Origin of the sequence: Burkholderia sp. Ac-20379 (assembly GCF_017104645.1) — a bacterium.
GTDB lineage: Bacteria > Pseudomonadota > Gammaproteobacteria > Burkholderiales > Burkholderiaceae > Burkholderia.
Genome location: NZ_JAAGPF010000248.1, coordinates 1 through 11341 on the forward strand (window position 1 = coordinate 1; position 11341 = coordinate 11341).

The 11341-nt window shown below is 69.2% G+C and carries 12 protein-coding genes and 1 pseudogene; 2 read left to right on the forward strand and 11 right to left on the reverse strand.

The features are described 5' to 3' along the window. Positions 1 to 401: glycosyltransferase (locus G3N92_RS24585; protein WP_339385811.1), on the forward strand; the 401-nt coding region annotated here is incomplete at its 5' end. A 57-nt stretch (positions 402 to 458) separates the two neighbouring features. Here G3N92_RS24585 and ureG read toward each other — a convergent pair. From ureG to G3N92_RS24620, 7 genes and pseudogenes are all read right to left on the reverse strand, one after another. Continuing rightward, positions 459 to 1103, reverse strand: coding sequence for an urease accessory protein UreG (gene ureG / locus G3N92_RS24590; protein ID WP_206130201.1), 645 nt, complete (start codon positions 1101 to 1103; stop codon positions 459 to 461). Between the two features lie 10 nt (positions 1104 to 1113). After that, positions 1114 to 1794, reverse strand: coding sequence for an urease accessory UreF family protein (locus G3N92_RS24595; protein WP_206130202.1), 681 nt, complete (start codon positions 1792 to 1794; stop codon positions 1114 to 1116). A gap of 229 nt (positions 1795 to 2023) precedes the next feature. Next, positions 2024 to 2710 (reverse strand): annotated as a pseudogene (ureE, locus tag G3N92_RS24600) (urease accessory protein UreE); the annotation flags it as partial. Positions 2711 to 2726: 16 nt separating this feature from the next. Further along, positions 2727 to 4433, reverse strand: a complete 1707-nt coding sequence (ureC, locus tag G3N92_RS24605; RefSeq protein ID WP_206130204.1) for an urease subunit alpha — start codon at positions 4431 to 4433, stop codon at positions 2727 to 2729. An 83-nt stretch (positions 4434 to 4516) separates the two neighbouring features. Further along, positions 4517 to 4822: an urease subunit beta gene (locus G3N92_RS24610; protein ID WP_206130205.1), complete on the reverse strand. Its 306-nt coding sequence runs from the start codon at positions 4820 to 4822 to the stop codon at positions 4517 to 4519. A gap of 8 nt (positions 4823 to 4830) precedes the next feature. Then, on the reverse strand, positions 4831 to 5133 hold the full coding sequence (ureA, locus tag G3N92_RS24615; protein ID WP_009689813.1) for an urease subunit gamma: 303 nt from the start codon (positions 5131 to 5133) through the stop codon (positions 4831 to 4833). A 238-nt stretch (positions 5134 to 5371) separates the two neighbouring features. Continuing rightward, on the reverse strand, positions 5372 to 6274 hold the full coding sequence (locus tag G3N92_RS24620) for an urease accessory protein UreD (RefSeq protein WP_206130206.1): 903 nt from the start codon (positions 6272 to 6274) through the stop codon (positions 5372 to 5374). Positions 6275 to 6526: 252 nt separating this feature from the next. Here G3N92_RS24620 and G3N92_RS24625 point away from each other — a divergent pair, with 252 nt between their 5' ends. Then, positions 6527 to 6841 carry an antibiotic biosynthesis monooxygenase gene (locus tag G3N92_RS24625; protein WP_206130207.1) on the forward strand — a complete coding sequence of 105 codons (315 nt, stop codon included), beginning with the start codon at positions 6527 to 6529 and terminating at the stop codon, positions 6839 to 6841. Positions 6842 to 6865: 24 nt separating this feature from the next. Here G3N92_RS24625 and urtE read toward each other — a convergent pair whose 3' ends face one another. From urtE to urtB, 4 genes are read right to left on the reverse strand one after another with little or no spacing between them, the layout of a single operon-like run. Continuing rightward, positions 6866 to 7558 carry an urea ABC transporter ATP-binding subunit UrtE gene (gene urtE / locus G3N92_RS24630; RefSeq protein ID WP_206130208.1) on the reverse strand — a complete coding sequence of 231 codons (693 nt, stop codon included), beginning with the start codon at positions 7556 to 7558 and terminating at the stop codon, positions 6866 to 6868. A gap of 3 nt (positions 7559 to 7561) precedes the next feature. Further along, entirely contained in the window at positions 7562 to 8425 is an 864-nt protein-coding gene (gene urtD, locus G3N92_RS24635) for an urea ABC transporter ATP-binding protein UrtD (RefSeq protein WP_206130209.1), read from the reverse strand. Continuing rightward, positions 8422 to 9609, reverse strand: a complete 1188-nt coding sequence (urtC, locus tag G3N92_RS24640) for an urea ABC transporter permease subunit UrtC (protein WP_206130210.1) — start codon at positions 9607 to 9609, stop codon at positions 8422 to 8424. The genes urtD and urtC overlap by 4 nt, the downstream gene beginning before the upstream one ends. A gap of 3 nt (positions 9610 to 9612) precedes the next feature. After that, positions 9613 to 11244 carry an urea ABC transporter permease subunit UrtB gene (urtB, locus tag G3N92_RS24645; RefSeq protein WP_206130211.1) on the reverse strand — a complete coding sequence of 544 codons (1632 nt, stop codon included), beginning with the start codon at positions 11242 to 11244 and terminating at the stop codon, positions 9613 to 9615. Positions 11245 to 11341: the final 97 nt, after the last annotated feature.

An 11341-nucleotide genomic window follows, 5' to 3' on the forward strand; every position in this document is an offset into this window, starting at 1 on the left:
TGGGCGAGGTCACGGTGCTGCTCGGCGATTCGATGGGCGAGCTGGGCGCGTATTACGCGGCGGCCGACGCGGCGTTCATCGGCGGCAGCCTGCTGCCGCTCGGCGGGCAGAATCTGATCGAGGCGTGCGCGGTGGGCGTGCCGGTGCTGATCGGGCCGGACGTCTTCAACTCCACGCAGGCGACGGCCGATGCGGTGGCCGCGGGCGCGGCCGAGCAGGTTCAGGATCCCGAAGCGGTGGCGGGGGCGCTCGGTGCGCTGTTCGCCGATCCGGGGCGGCGAACCGCGATGGGCGCGGCCGGGGCCGCGTTCGCGGCGCGCCATCGCGGCGCGACGGCGCGCACGGTGGACGTGCTGACGGCGCTGCTGCCGCCCGCGCGCGACGAGGGCGATCCCGCTTAACGTGTTGCTTCCGGAGCGCGGCGGCGCAAGGCCCCGCGCTTCGTCACCGATGGCGCATCACGCCGTCAGCAATCCCTTCTTCTCGATGAACGCGATCACGTCGGCCACGCCGTCGAGCGCCTTCAGGTTCGTCATCACGTACGGCCGCTCGCCGCGCATTTTCTTCGTGTCCGACGCCATCACGTCGAGATTCGCACCCACCAGCGGCGCGAGGTCGGTCTTGTTGATCACGAGCAGATCCGACTTGGTGATGCCGGGGCCGCCCTTGCGCGGAATCTTCTCGCCGCCGGCCACGTCGATCACGTAGATCGTCAGGTCCGACAGCTCGGGGCTGAAGGTGGCGGCGAGGTTGTCGCCGCCCGATTCGATGAAGACGATGTCGGCGTCGGGGAAGCGGCCGAGCATGCGGTCGACGGCTTCCAGGTTGATCGAGGCGTCCTCGCGGATCGCCGTGTGCGGGCAGCCGCCCGTCTCGACGCCCATGATCCGTTCCTCGGGCAGCGCGCCGGCCACCGTCAGCAGGCGCTGGTCTTCCTTCGTATAGATGTCGTTGGTGATCGCCACGAGGTCGTAGCGTTCGCGCATCGCCTTGCAGAGCATTTCGAGCAGCGTCGTCTTGCCGGAGCCGACGGGGCCGCCGATGCCGACGCGCAGCGGCGGCAGTTTCTTGGTGCGGCGGGAGGAGGCGGAGTGCGTGGTCATGGTCGGTCGTTCAGGAGCGGAACAGTCGGGAGTACTGGGTTTCGTGCCGCGCCGACAGGATGCCGAGCAGCGGCGCGAACGTGTTGATGGCCTCGGGCGGCGTGGCGAGCGCGCGGCGCACCGCGTCGGCGATCGTGCCGCGCAGCGCGACGAGAATCTTCTGACCGGCGAGCTGGCCGAGCGGTACGGCCTTCAGCGCGGCCGCGGCCTGGTTCTCGACCCAGCCGAACGCGTAGGCGGTCAGCACCGCATCGGGCGCGGCGTCGTGCGCGGCGCCCGCGAACGCATAGGCGGTGGGCAGCGCGACCGGCTTGATGGCGTCCAGCGTGGCGCGCCGGGCCGCGTCGCCCCATTCGAGCGCGGTGCAGAGCTGCGCGAGCGACCAGCCCATCTGCTCGGTTTCGCGGCGCAGCTCGGCCGATTCGCGGCTCGCGACGAATTCGGCGTTGGCTTCGGCGAGCGCCGCCGCGTCGTGCACGCGCCAGCGTTCGAGCTGATGCGCGAGCAACGGCAGCTCGCAGACGGCGAGCACGTCGGCCAGGCCGCTGGCGATCCAGTCGCGCGCGCTGTCGGCGTCGTGGATCAGGTTCGCGTCGAGTGCGGCCTCGAAGCCCTGCGAATAGCTGAAGCCGCCGATCGGCAGCGCCGGCGAGGCCAGGTGCAGCAGCGCGACGAGTTCAGCGGGGGCCATGCTCGCGCTTGCGGAACGTGATGGCGACGGGCTTCGACGCGTTCGCGTGATCGTGGTTGCAGGCTTCGGTGTGGACGTGGCCGGGTTTGCCGTGGGCGGGCGCGCCGTGATCGTGATCGCAGGCGGCGGTGTGCGTATGGCCGTGGTCGTGCGCATGCGAATGCTCGTCGTGTGCATGATCGTGACCGCAGGCCGCCGTATGCGTATGCCCGTGATCGTGTGCGTGCGAATGCCCGTCGTGCGCGTGGTCGTGACCGCAGGCCGCCGAATGCACATGCCCGTGATCGTGCGCATGCGAATGCCCGTCGTGCGCATGATCGTGACCGCAGGCCGCCGTATGCACATGCCCGTCATGCGAATGATCGTGGCCGTGCGCATGCCCGTGGTCGTGCGAATGCCCATGATGCTCGCCGTACACCTGCTGCGCGAGCGCGTAATCCTCGGCGAACGTCGCGTCGTGGCCATGCTTGTGGCCGCCGCCGTACGCACCGGCTTCGGGCTGGAACGGCGCATCCACGCGCTCCACCTTCGCGCCGAGCCGCGTCAGCATGTCGGCCAGCACCGGATCGTATTCGAGCACCAGCGTGTCCGCGCCGATCTGCACCGGCGTGTGGCGGTTGCCGAGGTGATAGGCGGCGCGCGTGAACGTCAGCGCATTGGGCGCGCGCACGCGCATCACGGCTTCGGCGGCCGCGACGACGCGCACGAGCTTGCCGTCGTCGGCCACCAGCACGTCGCCGTCGGCGAGCACGGTGCCGCGCGGCAGCACCACGCCCACCTCCTCGCCGCTGTCGAGCGTCGCGGCGAAGCGGCTCTTGCAGCGGGCGTCGTAGGCCAGCGTGAGGGTAGGCGCGCGCGCGACCAGCGAGGCCGCGAGCTTGACGTTGGGGGCGATGCGTTTATCGAGCGTGCGCATGGATCGGAACGGGAAATCAGAACAGGAAATAGCGCTGCGCCATCGGCAGCACGGTAGCGGGTTCGCAGGTCAGCAACTGGCCGTTGGCCACCACGTCGTAGGTTTCCGGGTCGACGGTGATGCTGGGCCGCCACGCATTGTGAACCATGTCGGCCTTGGTCACGGTGCGGCAGCCGCGCACCGGCACCACGCGCTTGGCGAGGCCGTAGCGGGCCGCGACGCCGTTGTCGAGCGCGAGCTGCGAGACGAACGTCAGCGAGGTGCGGCCGAGCGCGCCGCCGCGGGTGGCGAACATCTCGCGGAAATGCACCGGCTGCGGCGTCGGGATCGACGCGTTCGGGTCGCCCATCTGCGCCACCGCGATCATGCCGCCCTTGAGGATCATGGCCGGCTTCACGCCGAAGAACGCTGGCTCCCACAGCACCAGGTCGGCCCACTTGCCCGGCTCGATCGAGCCGACTTCGTGCGCGATGCCGTGCGTGAGCGCCGGGTTGATCGTGTACTTGGCGACATAGCGCTTGGCGCGGAAGTTGTCGTTGCGCGCGCCGTCCTCGGGCAGCTTGCCGCGCTGCACCTTCATCTTGTGGGCCGTCTGCCAGGCGCGGATGATCACCTCGCCCACGCGGCCCATCGCCTGCGAATCCGACGACATCATCGACAGCGCGCCGAGGTCGTGCAGGATGTCCTCGGCTGCGATCGTCTCGCGGCGAATGCGCGATTCGGCGAACGCCAGATCCTCGGCGATCGACGGATCGAGGTGGTGGCACACCATCAGCATGTCGAGGTGCTCGTCGAGCGTGTTGATCGTGTAGGGGCGCGTCGGGTTGGTCGACGACGGCAGCACGTTCAACTCCGAGCACACCTTGAGGATGTCGGGCGCGTGGCCGCCGCCGGCGCCTTCGGTGTGATACGTGTGGATCGTGCGGCCCTTGAACGCGGCCACGGTGGATTCGACGAAGCCGCCTTCGTTCAGCGTGTCGGTGTGGATCGCCACCTGGGTGTCGGTGGCGTCGGCCACGGTCAGGCAGTTGTCGATCGCGGCGGGCGTCGAGCCCCAGTCCTCGTGCAGTTTCAGGCCGATCGCGCCGGCCGCGATCTGCTCCTCGGCCGGTTTCGGCAGGCTCACGTTGCCCTTGCCGAGAAAGCCGATGTTGATCGGCCAGCCGTCGGCGGCCTGCAGCATCCGTTCGAGGTGCCACGGGCCGGGCGTGCAGGTGGTGGCGTTGGTGCCGGCGGCAGGCCCGGTGCCGCCGCCGATCATCGTCGTCACGCCCGAGGCCAGCGCCTCGTCGATCTGCTGCGGGCTGATGAAGTGGATGTGGGTGTCGATGCCGCCCGCCGTCACGATCATGCCTTCGCCGGCGATCACTTCCGTGGCCGCGCCGATCGCGATCGTCACGCCGGGCTGGATGTCGGGGTTGCCGGCCTTGCCGATCGCCTGGATGCGGCCGTCCTTGATGGCGATGTCGGCCTTCACGATGCCCCAGTGATCGAGGATCACGGCATTGGTGACGACGGTGTCGGCCACCTCGGTGGCGACGCGCTGCGACTGGCCCATGCCGTCGCGGATCACCTTGCCGCCGCCGAATTTCACTTCCTCGCCGTAGATCGTGCAATCGCGCTCGACCTCGATCAGCAGCTCGGTATCGGCCAGGCGGATGCGGTCGCCGGTGGTCGGGCCGAACATTTCCGCGTAGGCGCGGCGGCTCAAGCGTAGTGTCATGGTGTCGAATCCTTGGAGCGCCCGGCGATGCGCCGGGCAGCGAACAACGTGTTACGGGCTGCGAACCAACGGCGCGGGCGCGCTCAGAGCTTGCCCATCACCTTGCCCTGGAAGCCGTAGACGATGCGGTCGCCGGCCAGCTCGACCAGCTCGACGGTGCGCGTCTGGCCCGGCTCGAAGCGCACTGCCGTGCCCGACGCGATGTTCAGCCGGAAGCCGCGCGCGGCGGCGCGGTCGAACGACAGCGCATCGTTGACTTCGTAGAAGTGGTAATGCGAGCCGACCTGCACCGGCCGGTCGCCGGTGTTCGCGACGGCCAGCGTGATCGTCGGGCGGCCGGCGTTCAGCTCGTGATCGCCGTCGTCGGTGAGGATTTCGCCGGGAATCATCGTGGGCCTCAGGGAATCGGGTGGTGGACGGTGACGAGCTTGGTGCCGTCGGGGAAGGTGGCCTCGACCTGGATGTCGGGGATCATCTCCGGCACGCCGTCCATCACGTCGTCGCGCGTGAGCAGCGTGGTGCCGTAGTGCATCACCTCGGCGACCGTCTTGCCGTCGCGGGCCGCTTCCATCAGCGCGGCGGTGATGAACGCGACCGTCTCCGGATAGTTGAGCTTCAGGCCGCGGGCGCGGCGGCGCTCGGCGAGCAGCGCGGCGGTGAAGATCAACAGCTTGTCTTTCTCTCGTGGAGTCAGCTTCATGAAAGCCCGATGTTTAGCTAGACGTAATGATCCGGCCGCGCGTTGCACACGCGGCAACCCGACGATCCTAGCATCGTGTGCCGTGCGCGGCACGGCGGCGTTTCAGGAACGCAAGCCGTGTGCCATGCGGTAGTGCGCCGGGCGTGCGGTTTACGTGCGCGCGTTCACCGCTTCGGTGCGAAACGGCCGGCGCGATGCCTCGCGATGGTGCTTTGGCGTACGAAGGAACGGCGCGCGATCAGGTTTGCCAGAGCCGCAGCGCCTGCGCCTCGACGCCGTGCACGAGCGGGCGCAGCCGCGTCCATTGCTCGACGAACAGGTTCTGCAGCGCCTCGACCGAGCCGGCCAGCGCGCGGATCAGCATCACGCGCGGCGCGACGCAGGTGACGCCGGCGCGCAGCGTGTCGCCGAACGGCAGCGCGGGCGCGAGCGATTCGGCCAGCGCATCGGTGCAGGCGTCGCCGATCGCCCACAGCGTGCCGTAGACGGGAAAGCCCGCCAGCCCCTGGGGCGTGACGCGCAGCGGTTCGGTCGCGCCGAGATGCGCGCGCTCGATCCAGAGCGGTGCGCCGTCCGCGCCCGCGATGCGCGCCGACGAGGCGATCCTGCCGACCGACCAGGTTTCGCCGGCCGCCTGCCGGCCCAGTTGCGAGACGTCCCAGCCGATCACGCTGGCGCGCTTGCCCACCGTCAGCGAGAACTCGAGCGAGGCCTGCGCGGCGTCGAAGAACAGGTTGTTCTGCGGCAGCCAGTCGAGTTTCGCGTCGTCGGCCACCGCGATCGCGATCCGCTGCCGCGCGTCGAGGCCGTTCGACTTGTACCACTTGGTGGCGCCCGGCGTGGTGATCACGGCGTGCGATCCGCTGCCGACCTGCACGCCGATATCGAGCCGGTCGCCGCCTGCCACGCCGCCGGGCGGATGCACGATCACCGCGTGGCAGATCGCGTCGCCTTCGGGGTAGAGCGGGCGCTGGATGCGCAACGGGCCGTCGTGGAGCCGGTGCACGAGCGCCGAGCGGCCGGTGCGCTGCCGCTCGAAGCCGAGTTCGAGCCGCGCGCGCCAGGCTTTCTTCGCGACGGCGGCGGTCGATGGCGCGGGGGCAGCGGGGACGGATGCGGGGCGTGGATCGGTGTCGGACATCAAGCGAAATGATATGAAAAGGCGCGGCAAAATCGGGAGGCGCTGGGGCGCGCGCCGTCATGCTACCGCACGGCGGCGCGAAGGGCGGAGGCGATTGCGGGCCAGGGTGCCGGGCCCGGCCGTGCGTGCCATGCGTGCCGATTGCGGCGCCGGCACGAGGCGAGCCCTGTGCATCGCGCGGTACACTGCCTGTCCCGTTCAGCCGCGTCGGCGTCGTGCCGCGCGCATCGTTCGATCATGAGGAACCGCGGCATGTATATCGCAATGAATCGTTTCAAGGTCGCCCTGGGTTCGGAGGCGGCCTTCGAGCAGGTCTGGCTCGAACGCGACACGCAACTGAAGACGGTCCCGGGTTTCGTGGAATTCCATCTGCTGCGCGGCCCCGCGCGCGAGGATCACGTGCTGTACGCCAGCCACACGATCTGGGAAAGCCATGCGGCGTTCGTCGACTGGACGCAGTCCGAAGCATTCCGCGCCGCGCATCGCAACGCGGGCGGCGCGAACCGCCCGCTGTATCTCGGCCACCCCGAGTTCGAGGGCTTCGAGGTCATCCAGACCGTGGCCTGAGCCACGGCGCGCCGGGCCGGCCGCTCACACGGCGATCAGCTCGCGCACGCCGTTCGCTTCCATCTCGCTGCCGGCGCCGCCCGCGACGATCTCGCCGCGGCTCATCACCCAGTATTGATCGGCGATCGAGCGCGCGAAATCGTAATACTGCTCGACCAGCAGCACCGTCATCCTGGTTTCGTCGACCAGTTGCCGCAGCGTGCGGCCGATGTCCTGGATGATCGACGGCTGGATGCCTTCGGTCGGCTCGTCGAGAATCAGCAACTGCGGCTCGCTCATCAGCGCGCGGCCGATCGCGAGCTGCTGCTGCTGGCCGCCCGACAGATCGCCGCCGCGCCGCGCACGCATGTCCTTGAGCACCGGGAACAGTTCGTAGATGCGGTTCGGCACCTTCGACGGCGCCTTGCGGCTCGCCGCGCCCACCAGCAGGTTCTCCTCCACCGTCAGGCGCGGAAAGATGTCGCGGCCCTGCGGCACGTAGGCCAGCCCGGCCGCCACGCGCGCATGCGGGGCCAGCGCGTCGAGCGGCTTGCCGCGCCACGCCACGCTGCCGTTCTTCGCGCTCACCACGCCCATCAGGCAGCGCAGCAGCGTGGTCTTGCCCACGCCGTTGCGCCCGAGCAGAACCGTGAGCTTGCCGTCCTCGGCCGTGAGGTTGACGTTGCGCAGGATGTGGCTGCCGCCGTAATACTGGTTCAGGGATTCGATTGTCAGCATGGCTTATCGTCCGAGGTAAGACTCGATCACGGCTTCGTCGCGCTTGACCTGATCGAGCGTGCCCTGCGCGAGCACCGCGCCTTCGGCCATCACGGTCACGCGGCCCGTCTCGCCCGCGAGCGCCGCGACGAACTCCATGTCGTGTTCGACCACCATCATCGAGCAGGTGCCGCGCAGCGTGTTCAGCAGTTGCGCGAGCTCCATGGTTTCGTGGTCGGTCATGCCGGCGGCCGGCTCGTCGAGCAGCAGCAGCGCCGGTTGCTGCATCAGCAGCATGCCGATCTCGAGCCGCTGCTTCTGGCCGTGCGACAGTTCGCCGGCCAGCCGGTAGGCGCTGTCCTCCAGCTTGATCAGTTCGAGCGTTTCCTCGATGCGGCGCTGGGCCGTGCGGTCGAGCCGCGCGCGCAGCGAGGCCAGCCAGCCCTTGTCGGTCTTCATCGCGAGCTCGAGGTTTTCCCAGACGGGATGCGCCTCGAACACGGTCGGCTTCTGGAACTTGCGGCCGATCCCGGTGCGCGCGATTTCCGGCTCGTTCATGCGCGACAGGTCGATGGTCTGGCCGAGGAATACCTTGCCGGAATCGGCCTTCGTCTTGCCGGTGATCACGTCCATCATGGTGGTCTTGCCCGCGCCGTTCGGGCCGATGATGCAGCGCAGCTCGCCCGCGTCGATCGCCAGCGACAGCTTCTTCAGCGCGCGAAAGCCGTCGAAACTCACTTCGATATCCTCAAGATAGAGGATCGTGCCGTGCGAGGTGTCGATCGCGCCCGGTTCCACCACGCGCGACATCGAGGCCACGCCGCTGACGGTCAGCGTGTCGCTGCCGTCGGGTTGGGTCAGGTCGGGCATCATGCCGTTCTCGTTCATCGGCTGCCTCCACGTTTCATCACGGATTCGATCACGCCGACGATGCCGCGCGGCATCAGGAGCGGCACCAGCACGAAGATCAGGCCGAGGAAGAACAGCCAGTATTCGGCGAAGTAGGCCGTGAAGAAGCTCTTCGCGCCGTTCACCGCGAACGCGCCGATGATCGGGCCGATCAGCGTGCCGCGGCCGCCCACCGCCACCCAGATCGCCATTTCGATCGAGTTGCCCGGCGACATCTCGCTCGGGTTGATGATGCCGACCTGCGGCACGTAGAGCGCGCCGGCGATGCCGCACAGCACGGCCGACACGGTCCACACGAACAGCTTGTAGGCGAGCGGGCTGTAGCCGAGGAACATCAGCCGCGTTTCGCCGTCGCGCACGGCGGTGACCACGCGGCCGAGCTTCGAGGTGACGATCGCGCGCGCGGCCACGAACGCGAGCACCAGCGTGGCGAACGTCAGCAGCAGCAACACCGTGCGCATGCCCGGCGACGTGATCGTGTAGCCAGCCAGGCGCTTGAAATCGGTGAAGCCGTTGTTGCCGCCGAAGCCGGTTTCGTTGCGGTAGAACAGCAGCATCGCGGCGAACGTCATGGCCTGCGTGATGATCGACAGGTACACGCCCTTCACGCGCGAGCGGAACGTGAAGAAGCCGAACACCCAGGCGACCACGGCCGGCGCCAGCACCACCAGCGCGAGCGCGACGATCAGGTGATCGGAGCCGCTCCAGTACCACGGCAGCGTCTTCCAGTTCAGGAACACCATGAAATCGGGCAGGTTGCTGCCGTACACGCCGTCGTGGCCGATCTCGCGCATCAGGTACATCCCGATCGCATAGCCGCCGAGCGCGAAGAACAGGCCGTGGCCGAGGCTCAGGATGCCGCAGTAGCCCCACACGAGATCGAGCGCGAGCGCGCCGATCGCGTAGCACATGAACTTGCCGGCGATCGTCATCGCGTAGGACGACAGATGGAACGTGCTCGATTCGGGCGCGACCAGCGCCGCGAGCGGCACGCCGATGCCGATCGCGATGCACAGCGCCACCAGTGCGAGCCAGGCGCGGCGCGACAGCAGCGCCGCGCGCGGCGGCAGGCCCAGCGCGAAGCCGGCTGCGCCGCCCGCGCCCGGCGTGGGCAGCGTGGCCGGCGTGACCGGGGCGGAGGAGAGGGAAGAGGTCGAGGTCATGGATCAGGCCTCCGCGCTGCGGCCCTTCAGGGCGAACATGCCCTGCGGGCGTTTCTGGATGAACAGCACGATCATGACGAGCACCACGATCTTGGCGAGCACGGCGCCCCAGAACGGCTCGATCGCCTTGCTGACGAGGCCGAGCCCGAAGCCGCCCACCACCGTGCCGGCGATCTGGCCCACGCCGCCGAGCACCACCGCCATGAACGAATCGATGATGTAGTTCTGGCCGAGGTCGGGGCCGACGTTGCCGATCTGTGAGAGCGCGCAGCCGCCGAGCCCGGCGATGCCCGCGCCGAACGCGAACGCATAGGAATCCACGCGGGCCGTCTTCACGCCGACGCAGGCCGCCATCCGGCGGTTCTGCGTGACGGCGCGCACGAACAGGCCGAGGCGCGTCTTGGTCAGCACGCCCCAGGCGATGCCGACCACGATCAGCGAGAACGCCAGGATCGCGATGCGGTTGTACGGCAGGATCAGGTTCTGCATGACCGTCACGCCGCCGCTCATCCACGACGGGTTCGAAACCTGCACGTTCTGCGCGCCGAAGATCATGCGCGTGGCCTGGATCAGGATCAGGCTCACGCCGAAGGTGGCCAGCAGCGTTTCGAGCGGGCGGCCGTACAGATGCTTGAGCACGGTGCGCTCCAGCACCACGCCCACCACGGCGGCGGCCACGAACGAGGCCGGCACGGCGAGCAGCGGATACCAGTCGAACGCGCCCGGCGCGTAGCGCTGGAACAGCGTCTGCACCACGTAGGTGGCGTAGGCGCCGATCATCAGGAATTCGCCGTGCGCCATGTTGATCACGCCGATCAGGCCGTAGGTGATCGCCAGGCCCAGCGCGGCCAGCAGCAGCACGCTGCCGAGCGACAGGCCGGCGAACAGCGTGCTGGCGATCTCGCCGCGTTCCTGCAGCGAATGGAGCGCATCGAGGCCTTCCTGTGCCGCCGCGCGCACCTGCGCGTCGGGTTCGGCGTAGCTGCCGTCGGAACGTCGGGCGACGAGCGGGCGCAGTTGCTCGATCATGTCGAGATCGTGGCGCGCGGCCACCACCTTGACGGCTTCGAGCCGCTTGGCCGGATCGGCGTCGTGCAGCGCGGCGATCGCCCACAGCGCGTCGAGGCGGCGCTTGAGCGTGGCGTCGGTTTCCTTCGCGCGGGCCTTGTCGATCAGCGGCTTAAGCGAGGCGTCGGGGTTCTTCAGCAGCGCGTCGACGGCCGCCGTGCGCGTGGCGAGATCGGGCGAGGCGAGGTCGAGGCCGGACAGTGCATTGGCCACCTTGCTGCGCAGCAGGTTGTTGAGCGTGACGGCTTGCGCATCGCCGGGTTGCACGGTGGCGCCGCTCAGCGCGTCTTTCGTGCTGCCGTCGTCGGCCTGGATCAGCAGTTTGCCGTCGTCGGTCGCGAGGGCGCCGCCGTCGGCCAGCGCGTGCAGCAGCGCGACCGATGCGGGGTCGCCCGCCGCCGAGAGATGATCGATCGCGGCGAGCTTCGCGTCGAAATCGTCGCCGGCCAGCGCGGACGTGTCGGCGGCGTCGAGCGCGAACGCCGGGCTGGGCGCGATGCACGCGAGCGCGGCGAAAGCGGCGAGCGCGGCAAGGCCTTGTCGGGCGCGGCGTGGGAACGTGAGCATCGGAAGATCCTGGCTGTCGGTTGAACCGCGGGGTGAACCGCGCGACCGGCCGGCCGCGCGGGGAGCAGCGGCCGCGCACGGCGCGCGAGGCGCGGTG

Coding starts and splice junctions, on each gene's coding strand:
- ureG (WP_206130201.1), bottom strand. CDS start 1,103: ATGACCACGCACTCCGCCTCCTCCCGCCGCACCAAGAAACTGCCGCCG.
- G3N92_RS24595 (WP_206130202.1), bottom strand. CDS start 1,794: ATGGCCCCCGCTGAACTCGTCGCGCTGCTGCACCTGGCCTCGCCGGCG.
- ureC (WP_206130204.1), bottom strand. CDS start 4,433: ATGACACTACGCTTGAGCCGCCGCGCCTACGCGGAAATGTTCGGCCCG.
- G3N92_RS24610 (WP_206130205.1), bottom strand. CDS start 4,822: ATGATTCCCGGCGAAATCCTCACCGACGACGGCGATCACGAGCTGAAC.
- ureA (WP_009689813.1), bottom strand. CDS start 5,133: ATGAAGCTGACTCCACGAGAGAAAGACAAGCTGTTGATCTTCACCGCC.
- G3N92_RS24620 (WP_206130206.1), bottom strand. CDS start 6,274: ATGTCCGACACCGATCCACGCCCCGCATCCGTCCCCGCTGCCCCCGCG.
- G3N92_RS24625 (WP_206130207.1), top strand. CDS start 6,527: ATGTATATCGCAATGAATCGTTTCAAGGTCGCCCTGGGTTCGGAGGCG.
- urtE (WP_206130208.1), bottom strand. CDS start 7,558: ATGCTGACAATCGAATCCCTGAACCAGTATTACGGCGGCAGCCACATC.
- urtD (WP_206130209.1), bottom strand. CDS start 8,425: ATGAACGAGAACGGCATGATGCCCGACCTGACCCAACCCGACGGCAGC.
- urtC (WP_206130210.1), bottom strand. CDS start 9,609: ATGACCTCGACCTCTTCCCTCTCCTCCGCCCCGGTCACGCCGGCCACG.
- urtB (WP_206130211.1), bottom strand. CDS start 11,244: ATGCTCACGTTCCCACGCCGCGCCCGACAAGGCCTTGCCGCGCTCGCC.